This window comes from Methylocystis sp. IM3, assembly GCF_038070105.1.
GTDB lineage: Bacteria > Pseudomonadota > Alphaproteobacteria > Rhizobiales > Beijerinckiaceae > Methylocystis.
Genome location: NZ_JBBPBZ010000002.1, coordinates 3,194,880 through 3,210,928 on the forward strand (window position 1 = coordinate 3,194,880; position 16,049 = coordinate 3,210,928).

11 protein-coding genes are annotated in these 16,049 nt (G+C 67.3%); 4 read left to right on the forward strand and 7 right to left on the reverse strand.

Annotated elements, in window-relative coordinates:
• Positions 1 to 4 precede the first annotated feature (4 nt).
• Positions 5 to 652 carry a sterol desaturase family protein gene (locus tag WOC76_RS17510; protein ID WP_341105029.1) on the forward strand — a complete coding sequence of 216 codons (648 nt, stop codon included), beginning with the start codon at positions 5 to 7 and terminating at the stop codon, positions 650 to 652.
• Positions 653 to 815: 163 nt separating this feature from the next.
• Here WOC76_RS17510 and ligA read toward each other — a convergent pair whose 3' ends face one another.
• Complete coding sequence (gene ligA, locus WOC76_RS17515) at positions 816 to 2,936, reverse strand: NAD-dependent DNA ligase LigA (protein ID WP_341431519.1); 2,121 nt, start codon at positions 2,934 to 2,936, stop codon at positions 816 to 818.
• A gap of 150 nt (positions 2,937 to 3,086) precedes the next feature.
• On the reverse strand, positions 3,087 to 5,912 hold the full coding sequence (locus WOC76_RS17520) for an EAL domain-containing protein (RefSeq protein ID WP_445730667.1): 2,826 nt from the start codon (positions 5,910 to 5,912) through the stop codon (positions 3,087 to 3,089).
• Positions 5,913 to 6,377: 465 nt separating this feature from the next.
• Here WOC76_RS17520 and ptsP point away from each other — a divergent pair, with 465 nt between their 5' ends.
• Together ptsP and prfA are read left to right on the forward strand one after the other, a co-directional pair.
• A complete protein-coding gene (gene ptsP / locus WOC76_RS17525) occupies positions 6,378 to 8,642 on the forward strand; it encodes a phosphoenolpyruvate--protein phosphotransferase (RefSeq protein WP_341105025.1) in 2,265 nt (754 codons plus the stop codon).
• Positions 8,643 to 8,695: 53 nt separating this feature from the next.
• Positions 8,696 to 9,772, forward strand: coding sequence for a peptide chain release factor 1 (prfA, locus tag WOC76_RS17530; RefSeq protein ID WP_445928476.1), 1,077 nt, complete (start codon positions 8,696 to 8,698; stop codon positions 9,770 to 9,772).
• A gap of 60 nt (positions 9,773 to 9,832) precedes the next feature.
• On the opposite strand, the gene WOC76_RS17535 is transcribed toward prfA, so the two are convergent.
• The 3 genes from WOC76_RS17535 to WOC76_RS17545 all read right to left on the reverse strand — a co-directional run bounded on the left by WOC76_RS17535 (position 9,833) and on the right by WOC76_RS17545 (position 13,622).
• Complete coding sequence (locus tag WOC76_RS17535; protein WP_341105021.1) at positions 9,833 to 10,159, reverse strand: cellulose-binding protein; 327 nt, start codon at positions 10,157 to 10,159, stop codon at positions 9,833 to 9,835.
• A 164-nt stretch (positions 10,160 to 10,323) separates the two neighbouring features.
• A complete protein-coding gene (gene purH, locus WOC76_RS17540; protein ID WP_341105018.1) occupies positions 10,324 to 11,916 on the reverse strand; it encodes a bifunctional phosphoribosylaminoimidazolecarboxamide formyltransferase/IMP cyclohydrolase in 1,593 nt (530 codons plus the stop codon).
• Positions 11,917 to 11,978: 62 nt separating this feature from the next.
• The gene (locus WOC76_RS17545; RefSeq protein WP_341105016.1) at positions 11,979 to 13,622 is read right to left on the reverse strand and encodes a heparinase II/III family protein; all 1,644 of its coding nucleotides are present in this window, start codon (positions 13,620 to 13,622) and stop codon (positions 11,979 to 11,981) included.
• Between the two features lie 284 nt (positions 13,623 to 13,906).
• Between WOC76_RS17545 and WOC76_RS17550 the strand changes: the two genes are divergently transcribed.
• Positions 13,907 to 14,440 carry a gamma carbonic anhydrase family protein gene (locus WOC76_RS17550; RefSeq protein ID WP_341105014.1) on the forward strand — a complete coding sequence of 178 codons (534 nt, stop codon included), beginning with the start codon at positions 13,907 to 13,909 and terminating at the stop codon, positions 14,438 to 14,440.
• Positions 14,441 to 14,444: 4 nt separating this feature from the next.
• Here the strand turns inward: WOC76_RS17550 and WOC76_RS17555 are convergent, their stop codons facing one another.
• Entirely contained in the window at positions 14,445 to 15,071 is a 627-nt protein-coding gene (locus WOC76_RS17555; protein WP_341105013.1) for a transglutaminase-like cysteine peptidase, read from the reverse strand.
• A 192-nt stretch (positions 15,072 to 15,263) separates the two neighbouring features.
• Entirely contained in the window at positions 15,264 to 15,893 is a 630-nt protein-coding gene (locus WOC76_RS17560; protein WP_341105011.1) for a transglutaminase-like cysteine peptidase, read from the reverse strand.
• Positions 15,894 to 16,049 lie beyond the last annotated feature (156 nt).

Below are 16,049 nucleotides of genomic sequence, written 5' to 3' on the forward strand. Positions count from 1 at the left end.
CCAAATGACGCAGGACACCAGAACCGAAGCGCTCGACGCCTCGCCGCGCCTGTTCGAGAGCGACCTTCTGGACAAGCTCTCGCGCGTGCATCATCTCACGCCGGTGATCGTCTATACGCCGATCATTCTGGGCCTGACCTTCTATTCGCTGTCATCCGTCGGCGCCGGACTGCTGCTCGCCGGACTCCTCATCGGCTATGTCGCCTGGACGCTGACCGAATATCTCGGCCATCGCTATCTCTTCCATACGGTGTTTTCGCTGCCCTTCGGGCTCGGACCGCGTTTCCAGTTCCTGATCCACGGCGTGCATCACATCTATCCCAACGACCCGCTGCGGCTCGTGATGCCCCCGCTCCTTTCGGCGCCGATCATGCTGATCGCGCTCGCGATCATCCGCCCGCTGTTCGGCGCGAGCTTCTGCTGGCCGGTGCTCGCGGGCTTCATGACGGGCTATGTCATCTATGATTGCGTGCACTATTGGACGCATCACGGCCAGCCGACCTCGGACTTCGGCAAGTGGGTGAAGCGGCTCCATATGCTTCACCATTTCCGCGACGCCGAGAAAGGCTTCGGCGTCCACGCGATCTGGTGGGATTACGTCTTCGGCACGGCCTATCGGAAGGAAGAGACGCCGGGGACGAAGGCGGTCTGAGCCACAAAGGCTTGATCCAAGTCGGCGAAGCAAGGACGCCAACCTTTCCCGCGTCCTGCACGCGCTTGTCGCGGGCATCCACGGCGCCACTCGGCGGCGCTGTTGCGGCCCGGCGTGGAGGGCCGGGACGGGCCCGGCCATGACGGTTGAGACGATCGTTCTCCTACCCCTGCCCCGTCCGCGTAAACCACTCGTCTTCCGAGATCACCTCGATCCCCAGTTCCTGCGCCTTCGCGAGCTTCGACCCCGCGCCGGGGCCCGCGACAACGAGGTCCGTCTTCTTGGACACCGACGCCGCGACCTTGGCGCCGAAGCGTTCGGCCTGCGCCTTGGCCTCGTCGCGGGTCAGGCGCTCCAGCGAGCCGGTAAAGACCACCGTCTTGCCGGCGACGGGCGAGGTTGAGGCGATTTCCGGCATCGGCTCCAGCGTCACCTGCGCGAGCAGCGCGTCGAGCTCCGTCTCATTGTGCGGCTCGGCGAAGAAATCATGTAGCGCCTCGGCGACGACGGGGCCGATTCCGTCGATGCAGTCGATGCGCGCCCGCGCCTCGGAGCCGGGCGCGGCCTCCCGCGCCGTCTCGCGCAGCGACTCGAAATCGGCGAAATGGCGGGCGAGGCGGCGGGCGTTGGTCTCGCCGACATGGCGAACGCCCAGCGCATAGAGGAAGCGATTGATCGGAATGCGCCGCCGCGCCTCGATGGCGGCGAAGAGATTCTTCACCGAGGTTTCGCCGAAGCCCTCGCGGTTCTTGATCTTTGTCAGGCTTTTGCGGTCGCGTTCTTCGAGCCTGAAAATGTCGGACGGCGTGCGGATGAGGCCCTCCGCGTAGAAATATTCGATCTGCCTGTCGCCGAGCCCCTCGATGTCGAGGGCGTTGCGCGAGGCGAAATGCTTCAAACGCTCCACCGCCTGGGCCGGGCAGACGAGCGAGCCCGTGCAGCGGCGCACCACATCGGCCTCGCCGGTCTTCTCGTCGATCTCGCGCAGCGCCGCCGAGCCGCAGCGCGGGCAGACATGCGGGAACGCGTAAGGTTTCGCGCCGGCGGGCCGCTTCTCCGTCACGACCTCGACGATCTGCGGGATGACGTCGCCCGCGCGCTGCACGACGACCGTGTCGCCGATGCGAATGTCCTTGCGGGCGATCTCGTCCTCGTTGTGCAGCGTCGCGTTGGAGACGACGACGCCGCCGACCGTCACGGGCTCGAGCCGCGCGACGGGCGTCAGCGCCCCGGTGCGGCCGACCTGAATCTCGATGTCGCGCAAAAGCGTCGTCGCGCGCTCGGCCGGGAATTTGTGCGCGACCGCCCAGCGCGGCGCGCGCGAGACGAAGCCGAGCCGCTCCTGAAGCGCAATGTCGTCTACCTTGTAGACGACCCCGTCGATGTCATAGCCGAGCCGCGCGCGATCGGCCTCGATCGCTCGGTAATGCGCCAGCATCTCCTCGACGCTCCGGCAGAGCCGCGTCCGCGGATTGATCTTCAGGCCGAACGCCTCGAACGCCTCCAGCATCCCCCATTGCGTCTTCGCGGGGAGCGCACTGACCTCGCCCCAGCCATAGGCGAAGAAATGCAGCGGCCGCTCGGCAGTGACCCTTGCGTCGAGCTGGCGCAGGGAGCCCGCGGCCGCGTTGCGGGGATTGGCGAAAATCTGCCTGCCGGCCGCTTGGTGGCGCTCGTTGAGCGCGGCGAAATCGGCGTGGGTCATATAGACTTCGCCGCGCACCTCGAGAGTCTGGGGCGCGCCGTCGCGCAGCGTCTGCGGCACTTCCTCGAGGGTGCGGATATTGGCCGTGACGTCCTCGCCCTCGAAGCCGTCGCCGCGCGTGGCCGCCTGCGCGAGCCGGCCGTTCTCATAGCGCAGCGAGCAGGAGAGGCCGTCGATCTTCGGCTCCGCCGTGCAGGGGAGCGGGGCGCCTTGCGGCAGGCCCAGAAACCGGCGCACGCGCGCGACGAAGTCCTCGACATCCTCGTCGGAGAAGACATTGCCGAGCGACAGCATCGGCACGGCGTGCTTCACCTTGGCGAATTTTTCGGACGGCTTGGCGCCCACCTTTCCGGTGAGCGACTCCGCCGTCGCGAGCTGAGGGAACGCCTTTTCCAGCGCCTCGTAACGGCGGCGCAGCGCATCATAGTCGGCGTCGGAAATGACCGGCGCGTCGTCCTGATAGTAGCGGCGGTCGTGCCCGGCGATCTCCTGCCCGAGGCGGGCATGTTCGGCGCGGGCCTGACGGAGCGTGAGCCGTTCGGGCGGCGTGAATTCGGAATCGGCGGGTTTTCTTGTCATTTCGCGTGAAGGCCCGGCCGTCGGCGCGAAGGGGCGAAGCGGCGCCGCAGCGTCGACGCCGCCCGCGCATTGCTTCGCTTCGCTCGCAATGACGGGAGAAACGAAGCAGTCAGCCGCAGCCTATCGCGCGCGGGGCCTTTCGGCGAGAGCCTACGCCGCCTCCGGCGCCGCGCCGACGAGGCGCCTTGCTTCCTGCGCGCTGATCGGGCGCCCGAAGGCGTAGCCCTGCGCATAGCCGCAGCCGAGTTGATAGAGCTCGATGGCGTCGGCCTCGGTCTCGGCGCCCTCCGCCACGACATCCATGCCGAGGTCCTGCGCCAGCGCGATGAGCGAGCGCAGAATGACGGGACGGGCGCCCTTGCCGCTCTGCTTCACGAAGGAGCGGTCGATCTTGATCGTGTCGAAGGGGAAGCGTTGCAGATAGGCGAGCGAGGAATAGCCCGTGCCGAAATCGTCGAGCACGAGGCCGGCGCCGAGTTCCTTCACCCGCGCGAGCATCTGCGCGGCATATTCCGGGTTCTCCATCACGAGCCCCTCGGAGAGCTCGAGCTTGAGGCTGCCCTTGACGACATTGTGGCGCATCAGCACGCTTTTCACGTCGCGCAGCAGATCGTGGCGCAGCAACTGGCGCGATGAGACGTTGACCGAGGCGAAGATCGGCGGATCGACGGCGAGCGCCCGCTGCCAGGCGGCGAGTTCGCGCGCCGACCGCTCGAGCGCCAGCAGGCCAAAATCGACGATGAGCCCCGTCTGCTCGGCGACGGGCACGAACTGCGCCGGCTCCAGACGGCCGAGCCGCGGATGGTCCCAGCGCAGGAGCGACTCGAAGCCCGCAATGGTGCGATCCTCGAGCCGCACGATCGGCTGGAAGAAGACCTTCACCTCGCCGCGCTCCAGCGCCCGGCGCATGTCGGCTTCGAGCGTCACCCGGTCCGACCGCTGCACGCGCATGGAGGGGCGGAACACCTCGATGCGGTTGCCGCCCGTGCGCTTGGCGAAGCGCATGGCGATCTCGGCGTCGTCGAGCATGTCGCTCGCGCCGGGATGCACCTGCTGATCGTAGAGCGCGATGCCGATCGAGGCGAAAAGCGCGATCTCGCGATCCGCGAAGCGCACCGGCGTCGCGAGCGACCGGCGGACCGAGTCGGCGAGCGTGATCACATGATCCGGATGGGTCTCGGACACGAGGATGATCGCGAAAGTGTCGCCGTTGAGACGCGCGAGCGTGTCCTGCGGTTGCAGAAGGCGCGTGAGGCGGTGCGCGACGGTCAGCAGGATGCTGTCGCCCATGGCGACGCCGACCTGCTCGTTGATCTGGCGGAAACGGTCGATGTCGATGACGAGCGCCGTCGGGCGCACGTCCTTCTCCATGCGCGCAAAGACGAGCGCCGCCTCGAGCCGGTCGAAGAACAGCTCCCGGTTGGGCAGGCCGGTCAGATTATCGTGGACGGCGTCGTGGAGCAGGCGCTCCTGGGCGTTACGCTCATCGGTGACGTCGGTCAGCGTGCCGACGACGCGGATCACCTCTCCGTCGGGGCCGACGACGGGCCGCGCCCTGAGCCGGTAGCAAAGATAATGACCGTCGGCCGCGCGCAGGCGAAACTCCTGATTGATCCGCCCCCGGCGCTGCTCCAGCAGCGCGTCGAGACAGGCGCGGTAGCGGTCCTGCTCGAAAGGATGCAGCAGATCGAGCCAGGAGGAGGCGGCGCCCTCGAGCCCGCCGCGGTCGAGGCCGAGCGCCGCCTCGGCCTCCGGGCTCACATAGATATGGTCGGCCGGCACGTCCCAGTCGAAGACGATCTCATTGGCGCCGGTCATGGCCAGCGCCTTGCGCTCCACGTCGCCGATCGCGCCTTGCGACAATCCGCCTGTTGCAAAGGCGTTTTGCATCACCGTGAAGCCGATCAGCATGACGATGAGCACCAGGCCGCCGACGAGCGCGGGCGAGACGAGGTCGTTCGTCATCCAGCCCGCGACGGCGAAACCCGCGGTCGCCACCCAGACGACGAGCAGGAACCAGGTGGGGATCAGCATGATCGCCCGCTCGAAGCCGTGCGAGGCGAGATAGAGCACCAGCACGAAGCCGACCACGGCGATGGTCGCGAGCGAAATGCGGGCGACGCCGGCCGCGACCGGCGCGTCGAAGAGCGCGAGACCCACGAGATCGAGCAGGATCAGCAGCCACAGCGCCGCGACATGCCAGGCGCGCACATGCCAGCGCGCGAGATTGAGATAGGCGAAGAGGAAGACGACAAGGGTCGCCGAGAGCACCGTCTCGGCCCCCGCGCGCCAGACGCGATCGGCATTGGCGTCCGAACCGAAGATCTTGTCCCAGAAACCGAAGTCGATGCAGACATAGGCGAGCACCGCCCAGGCCAGCGCCGCCGCCGCGGGAAAGATCACCGCCCCCTTCACCACGAAGACGATGGTGAGGAAGAGCGCGAGCAGGCCCGCAATGCCAATGACGATGCCCTTGTAGAGGGTGAGGCTCGTCACCTTGTCCTTATAGGCCTCGGGCTCCCACAGATAGAGCTGCGGGAGGTTCGGCGTGCGCAGCTCGGCCACATAGGTGACCGTCGTTCCGGGGTCGAGGGTGAGGCGGAACACGTCGGCGTCGGCGGAATCCTCGGCCTCGGGCGGGAAGCCCTGGCTCGCCGTGATGGCGGAGATGCGGGTCGAGCCGAGGTCGGGCCAAATGACGCCGGAGCCCTGGAGCCGGAAATGCGGGGCGACGAGCAGGCGCTCGATCTGCTCGTCCGTATCGTTCGTCAGCGCGAAGACGATCCAGTTCGGACGGCTGCCCGCCTCGCGGGCGCCGACCTCGATGCGGCGCACGATGCCGTCCGAGCCCGGCGCGGTCGAGACCTGCAGCCGGTCGCTCTGCGAGGAATGCTTTTCGACGACGTGGGTCAGGTCGATCGCATGGGCGCCCTGCGGCACGCGCACCGATTCAACGCAGTAAGCCGCGGTCGTCATCGCCAGAAGGGCGAAAAGGGCGATCAGAAGCTTTTGAAGACGCACATTCTCTTCTCGGCTGCGGCCTGCGGGCCGGCTCTTCTCTTCCTCGGGAGGCGTTCACTAATCGCGGATCGCGGCCAGGTCGCGACAAAGGCTGGGCGAAAATGAAGCCCATGGCGCTCAACTTGCCCGAGGCCCTGGTTCCTCGGGCCGCCCACCCCCGCCCTGCCGGGCCCGGAGGCGCGCTCTCACCCTAAAGCACTAGTGCCTCCCAGCCTCTTCCGCAAGCCGGATTCAAACCGGGGAAAATGCGGTATGCTCCTTGCGAGGGAAGGTCGGCCGCGCTTGCGAATGGCGAAGGCGGCCAATATACCCTTGTAGACGTAGCAGCGCGGCGCGCGCGGATTTCCCGAAAAAGGGCGAACGGCGGTTTCGCGACGGTCCGGCCGCGGGCGTCGCCTTGTGGATGGGAATGAATTGAGCATGCGTAGCGCTCTCGGCGGTCCCCGCCTTCTGCTGCGCCGGCTGCGCGAGATCAGCGCGGAGTCGGTGAGCGCGCAGGCGCGTCTCGACAAGATCGTCGTGCAGATCGCCGCCAACATGGTCGCCGAGGTCTGCTCCGTTTACGTGCTGCGCGCCGATCAGCGCCTCGAGCTCTATGCGACCGAGGGCCTGAACCGCGAGGCCGTCCACCAGACGACCATGCACGCCGGCGAGGGCCTCGTCGGCCTCATCGCCCGCAGCGCCGAACCGCTGGCGCTTTCCGAGGCGCAGGATCACCCCGCCTTTGCCTACAAGCCGGAAACGGGCGAAGAGGCCTATCACTCCTTCCTGGGCGTGCCGATCCTGCGCGGCGGCTCGACGCTCGGCGTCCTCGTCGTGCAGAACAAGGTCCGGCGCGTCTATTCCGAGGAGGAAGTCGAGGCGCTGCAGACGACGGCGATGCTGCTCGCCGAACTCATCGCCTCGGGCGAGCTGCAGGCGATCGAGGACCCGCGCGACCTCGCCCTCTACCGCCCCGCGACGCTCAGGGGCGCCCCCATGTGCGAGGGCGTCGGCCTCGGCCATGTGCTGCTGCACGAGCCGCGCGTCGTCGTGAAGCAGCTCGTCGCCGAGGATCTCTCGCGCGAGCTCGTTCGTCTGGAGCAGGCGGTCGACGCCATGCGCGCGTCGATCGACGAGCTCGTCGCCCATGGCGACCGCATGGGCGTGGGCGAACATCGCGACGTGCTCGAAACCGTGCGCATGGTCGCCTATGACCGCGGCTGGGTGCGCCGCCTGCGCGAGGCGGTGAAATCCGGCCTGACGGCGGAAGCCGCGGTGGAGCGCGTGCAAAGCGACGCCCGCGCCCGCATGCAGCGCCAGACCGACCCCTATCTGCGCGACCGGCTGCACGATCTCGACGACATCGCCAACCGGCTCCTGCACCAGCTCACCGGCCAAAGCTACGTCGCCGACCGCGACAGCGTGCCGGAGAACGCCATCATCGTCGCCCGCACCATGGGGCCGGCGGCGCTGCTCGACTACGACCGCGCGCGGCTGCGCGGCCTCGTGCTCGAGGAGGGCGGCCCGTCGAGCCATGTCGCCATCGTCGCCCGCGCGCTCGGCGTCGCGACCGTGGGCCTCGTGCCGGGGATCATCGATCTCGTCGAGACGGGCGACCCGATCATCGTCGACGGTTCGACGGGCGAAGTGCATGTGCGGCCGCAGCCCGACGTGCAGAGCGCCTATGCCGAGAAGGCGCGGCTGCGCGCGCGGCGCCAGGAGCAATACGCCCGGCTGCGCGACGTGCCCGCCGTGACCAAGGACGGCGTCGAAATCGCCCTGCACATGAATGCGGGGCTCGCCATCGACGTGCCGCATGTGCACGAGACCGGCGCGCAATCGATCGGCCTCTTCCGCACCGAGCTGCAATTCATGCTGGCCTCGCGCTTTCCGCGCATGGACGAGCAATATCGCTTCTACCGGGGCGTCTTCGACGCCGTGCCGGATCGTCCCGTGACCTTCCGCACGCTCGATATCGGCTCGGACAAGATTCTTCCCTACATGGCGAAGATCGACGAGGAAAACCCGGCGCTGGGCTGGCGCGCGATCCGCATCGGCCTCGACCGGCCGGGCCTGCTGCGGATGCAGTTGCGCGCCATGCTGAAGGCGGGCGCGGGCCGCGAATTGCGCATCATGTTTCCCATGATCGCCAATGTCGCGGAGTTCGAGGCGGCCAAGTCCATCGCCCTGCGCGAGCTCGAGCATCTGAGGCGCCATCGCCATCCCGAGCCGCAAACGCTCCGGCTCGGCGCCATGGTGGAAGTGCCCTCGCTTTTGTGGGAGCTCGATCTCATCGCCGAGCGCGCCGATTTCCTCTCGGTCGGCTCGAACGACCTGGTCCAGTACATGTACGCCGCCGACCGCGACAATACGCGCGTGTCGAAACGCTACGACAATCTCTCGCCCCCCGTGCTGCGCGCGCTGGAGCGCATCGCCGATACGGGGAAGCGCGCCGGAACGCCGGTGACGCTGTGCGGCGAGATGGGCGGACGGCCGCTCGAGGCGCTCGCCCTGCTCGCGCTCGGCTACCGCTCGCTTTCCATGTCGCCCTCTGCCATCGGCCCGGTGAAGTCGATGATCCTGAGCCTCGATCTCGACGAGGCGCAGGTCTATCTCGCGACGCTGCTCGCGGCCAATGACGGCGCGCCCTCGCTGCGCGACAAGCTGCGCGACTATGCGCTGGCGCGCGGCGTGCCCTTGTAGCGGCGCTTTCTTGCCGCCCAAAAAAGCCGCGCCCCTTTATCCTCTCTCAAAAGATCAAGATGTTCGCACAAGACAAGCTCGACCTCATCATGCGCCGCTATGAGGAAATCGGCGAGAAACTCGCCAGCGGCGCCGATGGGCAGGCCTTTGTCGCCCTCTCGCGCGAGCGCGCGAGCCTCGACGAGGTGGTGGAGGCGATCCGCGCCCATCGCGCCGCCGAGCGCGAGGTCGAGGATCTCGACGCCATGCTCGCCGACGGCGGGCTCGATCCCGACATGCGCGCCCTCGCCCAAGCCGAGATCGACGAGGCGCGCGAACGGCGCGAGGCGACCGAAAAGGCGCTGCAATTCGCCCTGCTGCCGAAGGACGAGGCGGATGAAAAGGGCGTCATTCTCGAAGTGCGCGCCGGCACGGGCGGCGACGAGGCGGCGCTGTTCGCCGGCGATCTCTTCCGCGCCTATCAGAAATACGCCGCGCTGAAGGGCTGGCGCGTCGAACTCGTCTCGGAGAGCCCCGGCGCGCTCGGCGGCTTCAAGGAAATCGTCGCCGAGATTCAGGGGCGCGGCGTCTATGGGCGCCTGAAATTCGAGTCCGGCGTCCATCGCGTGCAGCGCGTGCCCGCGACAGAGACGCAGGGGCGCATCCACACCTCCGCCGCGACGGTCGCGGTGCTGCCGCAGGCGGAGGACGTCGACATCACCATCGACGACAAGGACCTCAACATCGAGACGATGCGCTCGGGCGGCGCGGGCGGCCAGCACGTCAACAAGACGGAATCGGCGATCCGCATCACCCATATCCCGAGCGGCATCGTCGTGATGATGCAGGAGGAGCGTTCGCAGCACCGCAACAAGGCGAAGGCGATGACTCTTCTTCGTTCACGCCTCTACGACGCCGAGCGCAGCCGTCTCGATCAGGAGCGCTCCGACGACCGCAAGAGCCAGGTCGGCTCGGGCGATCGTTCCGAGCGCATCCGCACCTATAATTTTCCGCAAGGGCGCGTCACGGACCACCGCATCAATCTGACGCTCTACAAGCTCGACCGCGTGATGGAAGGCGAGTTCGATGAAATCATCGACGCGCTGCTGACCGACCATCAGCAGAAGCTTCTGGCGCAAAGCGCGGCGTGAGCGCCGCGCTCGTCTGCACCCAGCGCGGCCACCCCTTGCAATGATCGAGGCTGGATTCCCTTACCAGCCGGGGACGGTCCCGTTATCCATGATGCTGCCGTTTTCGGTGTACCAGGTCGGATCGTAACCGCCGCGCTGCTCGAGGAAATAATTGTCGTTGTTCTGCGCGTTCGGCTTGAGCGTCCCGCTCGCCGGATTGCCCGCGCCGTCGTCGAGCCAGTCCTTGTTGGTGGTCAGATCCTTGGGAAGCGGAATGGCGTTCGGATCCTGCGACACGGCCCCTTGCGGGGCCGGCGCCGGCTTGCGGGATTTCGCGAGCGCGGCGTCTCCGCCGGCAAACGCCGAGACCAGAGCGACACAAAGAGACAATCGAACCGCGCGGCGCATGGCGAACTCCAGAAAGAATACAATCTCCAAAACACCTTAGCCGGAACCGGTATGCCTGCGCTAGAGCCTTTTCCGGTCCGATGGAACTGATCGGAAAAGGCTCCAGCCTCTTGTTTCGCCGCGCTTTCTGCCGCCGAACCGGTCTCCCCTTCGGCGGAACGCGCCTAATGACGGAAGTGCCGCACGCCCGTAAACACCATGGCGAGGCCCTGTTCGTCGGCGGCGGCGATCACGTCCTTGTCGTTGACCGAGCCGCCGGGCTGAATGACGGCGGTCGCTCCTGCCGCCGCCGCCGCGAGCAGGCCGTCGGGGAAGGGAAAGAAGGCGTCGGAGGCGACGACCGAGCCCTTGGCGAGGCTCTCGGCGAGACCCGCCGCCTGCGCCGCCTCGCCCGCCTTGTGAGCGGCGGTGCGCGAACTGTCGACGCGCGACATCTGCCCCGCGCCAATGCCGACCGTCGCGAGGTCCTTGGCGTAAACGATCGCGTTGGACTTCACATGCTTCACGACGCGATAGGCGAATTTCAGATCGGCAAGCTCGCGCTCGGTCGGCGCGCGCTTCGTCACGACCGTCAGCGCCATGTCGTCGACGACGGCGTTGTCGCGCGACTGCGCGAGGAAACCGCCCCCCACGCTGCGAAACACGAGCCCCGAGGCGCGCGGGTCCGGCAGGCCGCCGGTCAGCAGCAGGCGCAGATTCTTCTTGGCGGCCACGATCGCCGCTGCCTCGTCGTCGGCGTCCGGCGCGATGATGACCTCGGTGAAGACCTTCACGATCTCGCGCGCGGCCGCGGCGTCGAGCCTGCGATTCGTCGCGACGATGCCGCCGAAGGCGGAGACGGGGTCGCAGCGCAGCGCCTTGCGGTACGCCTCTTCGAGCGACGCGCCTTCCGCCACGCCGCAGGGATTGGCGTGCTTGACGATGACGACGGCGGCCGTGCGCGCCGGATCGAACTCCGCGACGCATTCAAAGGCCGCGTCCGTGTCGTTGACATTGTTGTAGGAGAGCTGCTTGCCCTGCGCCTGCCGCGCCGTGGCGACGCCGGGCCGCGCCTCGCCGGTGAGATAGAAACCCGCCGCCTGATGCGGGTTCTCGCCGTAGCGCATGGGCTCGGCCAGCCGGCCGCCAAAGGCGCGCACGGGCGGCGACGCCTCGCCCAGATGCTGCGCGAGCCAGTTCGAGATCGCCGCGTCATAGGCGGCGGTGCGCGCGAAAGCTTTCTGCGCGAGGCGCCGGCGCGTGGCGATGAGCGTCGCGCCGCCCGTCGCCGTCATCTCGTCGACGATGGCGGCGTAATCCGACGGGTCGACCACCACGGCGACGTCGTCGTGGTTCTTGGAGGCCGCGCGGATCATCGCCGGGCCGCCGATGTCGATATTTTCGACGCATTCGTCAAAGGGCGCACCCTTCGCGAGCGTGGCCTCGAAGGGATAGAGATTGACGACGAGCAGGTCGATCGGGGCGATGTCATGCGCGAGCATCGCCGCCTCGTGCTCGGGATTCTCGCGGATCGCCAGCAGGCCGCCATGTACTTTCGGGTGCAGCGTCTTGAGCCTTCCGTCCATCATCTCGGGAAAATGGGTGAGGTCGGAAATGTCCTTGACGGCCAGGCCCGCATCCGCGAGCGCCTTGCGCGTGCCGCCCGTCGAGACCAGCTCGACGCCATGGCCGGCGAGCGCGCGCGCGAATTCGACGAGGCCCGTCTTGTCGGAGACGGAGAGAAGCGCCCGCGCGACTTTACGCTGATCCACCGGCATGTGCTCGAATCCTCCCTTGTAATTGGCCGCGCTTATCACACATCCGCAGGCGGCGGAACGCCTCAGACCCGCTGGAAGGACCAGCTGACCTCGGCGCCGGGCGCGGCCTTTCCGCGCAGCACGATCTGGACGCATTTGCGCGCCCCGCCGGACGCGGCGAAAAATATGCTTTCCTCGAGCTGCGGAAAGGCGCCGTCGGCCTCGAAAATGAGCGTCTCGCCGCTCGCCAGCGCCACTTCCACCGCCTCGCCCAGCGCCGTCGCGCGCACGCGCGGGTGGAGGTGGAAGCGCACCGCGAATTCGGCGTCCCCCGCCCTGCCGCCGCCATTTGCGGCGCGCAGCCGGTCGCAGCCGGAGAGCGAACCCGCATCTGCGGCGAGCATGATCTCGCGGGTGTGGAGAAGGCCGAAGTCGCGCGCATAGCCGTCGTGCGACAGCAAGAGCGTCACGCCGGCGGGCGCCTCGCGCCGCTCCGCCTCCACTTGCCGCGGCCCCGCGACGATCCGGCCCGCGCGCGCATCTTTTGCAGCCACGCGGGCGGAGGAGCGGTCGTCGATCACGAGCGTGGAATGGGCCGCCGTGGCGCGCGCCACCTCGCGCAGCTCCTCGTGCGGCGGCGCGGGGGCGCCGCAATTCACCACGACATGCTCGACGCCGAGCGAATATTCGAAGGAGAGACAGCCGGCGTGGGCGCTTCGGGAAAATTCCGGCGGCGGCGGCGCGCCGGCGTCGACGATCGCCACCGCGTCGCGCGCGACGAGGCGCTGATAGCCCGAATAGGGCGCCTTCAGCGGCGGCGCGCCGCGCGTATCCTCATTGGCGAGAACATTGGCGACGCGGTCGAGCTCGGTCACGCCCATCCCGTTGAACAGCGCCAGCGCGCCGTCGCCATGCTGCATCATGCGCAAGGCCGGCATCATGCGGTCGATGGCGCGCAGGGCTGAAGGCCGCTGAAGGCCGCGGGCGTCGAGAACCTGCCGCAGGGGCAAGAGATCGAGCAGAAGATCGACCGCGACCTGCGGATTGCGGCTGATATGGCCGCCATCGGGCAAAATCTGGCGCTCGAGCTCGGCTGAAAGCAGGCGCGAGACCTGCGGCGCGATCTTGCGGCCAGTGTCGGCGCAGACGGCGAACTCGGCGAGCGCAATGGCGCAAAAGGCGCGGTCGGCGCCCTCGGCCTGACCGGTGGCAAGCGCCCGCCACAACAGCCGCGCGCCCTGCGCCAGGGACTGCATGAAGGCGTCGTAGAATTCCGGCTCCGCGCCGTCGAGCAACACGGGCGACTGCGCGAAAAACGACATGAGCCGGCGCGCGGCGACGGCGGGCTCGAGCGCCGGATCGTCGGGCGCGAGTTTGCGGATCGCGAGAAATTCCGCGACGAGCGCCCGAGCGTTCGCCTGCGCCAGCGCCTTGTCGGCCGAGCGCAGATGCCGCAGCCAGGAGAAGCCCGTGAGCGCCCGGCGCCAGGCGGGAGAGGGCGGCGTCAGCGCGAAGGGAGACGCGCCATAGCTTTGCGCCGTCTTGCCGGCGAAAGAAAAATATCCCGCATAGATCTCGTCGGCGACAGTCGGATCGGCGGTGCGAATGTCGGGGGGCGCGATTCGCAGCCGCTCCGGCGGCGCGATCGCCATGGATTTCACGATGTGATAAGGCGCGCTCGCGCGGCGCGCGAAAGTCTTCGCGGCGAAAGCGCCGGCGAGCCGCATCCGATCCCGCAAACCGCCGTTCAGGTCCTCTTCCTCCGATTCGCCGGCGCGTCGCGTCAGCGGCAGATTCCACGATCATTTGCCGGCGCCTGACGGGATGCGCGGCGCGCATGGCTGTTTATATACGTTTTTCGCCATCAGGCGAATTTGACCAGGAGCGCGACGTCAAGGCGCCGCTTGGCTCGGCCGCTTTGTAGCGGCCGTCGCCTTGCGCGAGCCCCCTTTCGCTCGCGCCGCGAGAAATGGCAATGTCGCGCCGGACATATGCAAGGAGAATCCTGAAAATGCCGCTTTACACGCTCGACGGCGTCGCGCCGCGCCTGCCCCAGCCGGGGCGTTATTTCGTTGCGCCCGGCGCGCATCTCATCGGCCGGGTCGAGCTCGCGGAAGACGCCAATGTGTGGTTCAACTGCGTTTTGCGCGGCGACAACGAATGGATCACGATCGGCGCGCGCACCAATATTCAGGACAACAGCATCCTGCACACCGACATGGGCTTTCCGCTCGACATCGGGCCGGACTGCACCATCGGCCACAATGTCATCCTGCATGGCTGCACGATCGGCGAAGGCAGCCTGATCGGCATGGGCGCGACCATTCTGAACGGCGCCAAGATCGGCAGGAACTGCCTCGTCGGCGCCAATGCGCTGGTGACGGGCGGCAAGGAATATCCCGACAATTCGCTGATCGTCGGCTCACCCGCCAAGGTCGTGCGCCAACTCGGCGACGAGTCGCGCGCGAGCCATCTCGAATCGGCGCGGCATTATGTGGAAAACGCCGGGCGCTACCTGAAGGGCCTCGTCGAGATCGCGCCCTGAGGGCTCATTTCGCCACATACATCGGCGCGCTGACCGGCGCGCCGATCGACACCCACATATTCGGGTTTTCCTGTGACTGGCGCTTCACGAAGCGGTAGGCCGTGCGCGTCCAGGGCTTCACCTCGTCGGTGAGATTGTCGAGCACGAAATCGCCGCGGCTGGTGCGCGCCATGAGCACGGCGTGGCCGTCGCCATGCGCGTCCTTCACCACGGTCATGAGCAGGGCGGCGCGGGGGAAGCCCGCCTCCATCAGCAGGCGACGCTTGAGCAGCGCATAGTCCTCGCAATCGCCCTTGTCGTCGTCGGGATAGTCCCAGGCGTCGGGAACGCCCGCATGGTCGGCGTCGGCGACGGGATCGACCCTGGCGTTCACCTTCGCATTGATCGTCTCGATCCTCTGGAGCGCGGCCGGCGTCAGCTCGATCGTCTCCGGGGCGCTCTGCGCCTCGTCACATTCGCCGCTGTAGCGCTGGCAGAAATCCACCCAGCCGAAGGGCACGCTGGTCTCCGGCCCGAGCGGCGAGAGAGACGAGGCGGGAAGGCGGACGCCGGCGGCGGCGGCGAGAGGCGAGAGGCTCACGGCGAAGAGGCCGAGAAGCAGAACCCTGGAGAACTGACGCGCAACACACATCTTAACGCAACCTTCGCCCGCGAACCCGTCGTTAAGAAAGCTTTAACGAGTAGGGCGGCTTTGCCAAGGTCCGCGTTAAGAAGTTCTTAACTTATGGTTTACGGCGGAGCCGGCGCCCCGTCGCGGGCAGGCTTGTCGAGTAAGAAACTATACTTGGCTCCGCTCCCGGTTCAGCGCCGCCGCAAGCGCCCTCTAGCGTTCGTTCGAGACATAGGCGGGCGCTGTCGTCGGCGCGCCGATCGCGACCCAGACATTGGGGTTTTCCTGGGACTGGCGCTTGACGAAACGGTAGGGCGTCTGCGTCCAGGGCTTTACCGCGTCAGTGAGATTGTCGAGGACGAACTCGCCGCGATTGGTGCGGATCGTCAGAACGGAATGGCCGTCGCCATTCTTTTCCTTCACGACCGTCATGAGCAGGGCCTCGCGCGGGAAGCCCGCCTCCATCAGCATCCGGCGCTTGAGCAGCGCATAGTCCTCGCAATCGCCTTTTCCGTCCGTGGGATAGTCCCAGGCGTCGACGGCCGCCCAATGATCCTTGTCGGTCACGGGGTCGATGGTCTTGTTTACAAAGCCGTTGATCCGGGCGATCTGGCGCAGGGCCGCCGCGGTGAGGTCGACATCGCGCGGCGCCGTCGTCTCCTCGGGGCATTCGCCGCGATAACGGCTGCAGAAATCGACCCAGCCATAGGGCACGCTCGTCTCGGACCCGAGCGTCGCGAAGCTCGACAAGTCCGCGCCGGCGACGCCCGCCGTCGTCTGGCCGACGAGAGCCGCGCTGCAGAGTCCGAGAGCCACAAGCCAGTTGACGACCACGCGACGCATTGCCCGCCTCCATTCGATGAGGCGAGAATAGATTTCTCCTTTTGCCGTCCTTGAAAGTAATTCCGCCGCATTTTACGCAGATCGATTCAGAAATGCGGCGATCTCTCGTAAGTATAATTTTCAGCGAATGAAATAGCTAAAATGCGATGCTTACTT

What these genes read in the sequence shown, in the direction of transcription:
- WOC76_RS17510 (WP_341105029.1), top strand. Translation starts at nt 5, where the DNA reads ATGACGCAGGACACCAGAACCGAAGCGCTCGACGCCTCGCCGCGCCTG.
- ligA (WP_341431519.1), bottom strand. Translation starts at nt 2,936, where the DNA reads ATGACAAGAAAACCCGCCGATTCCGAATTCACGCCGCCCGAACGGCTC.
- WOC76_RS17520 (WP_445730667.1), bottom strand. Translation starts at nt 5,912, where the DNA reads ATGACGACCGCGGCTTACTGCGTTGAATCGGTGCGCGTGCCGCAGGGC.
- ptsP (WP_341105025.1), top strand. Translation starts at nt 6,378, where the DNA reads ATGCGTAGCGCTCTCGGCGGTCCCCGCCTTCTGCTGCGCCGGCTGCGC.
- WOC76_RS17535 (WP_341105021.1), bottom strand. Translation starts at nt 10,159, where the DNA reads ATGCGCCGCGCGGTTCGATTGTCTCTTTGTGTCGCTCTGGTCTCGGCG.
- purH (WP_341105018.1), bottom strand. Translation starts at nt 11,916, where the DNA reads ATGCCGGTGGATCAGCGTAAAGTCGCGCGGGCGCTTCTCTCCGTCTCC.
- WOC76_RS17545 (WP_341105016.1), bottom strand. Translation starts at nt 13,622, where the DNA reads ATGCGGCTCGCCGGCGCTTTCGCCGCGAAGACTTTCGCGCGCCGCGCG.
- WOC76_RS17550 (WP_341105014.1), top strand. Translation starts at nt 13,907, where the DNA reads ATGCCGCTTTACACGCTCGACGGCGTCGCGCCGCGCCTGCCCCAGCCG.
- WOC76_RS17555 (WP_341105013.1), bottom strand. Translation starts at nt 15,071, where the DNA reads ATGTGTGTTGCGCGTCAGTTCTCCAGGGTTCTGCTTCTCGGCCTCTTC.
- WOC76_RS17560 (WP_341105011.1), bottom strand. Translation starts at nt 15,893, where the DNA reads ATGCGTCGCGTGGTCGTCAACTGGCTTGTGGCTCTCGGACTCTGCAGC.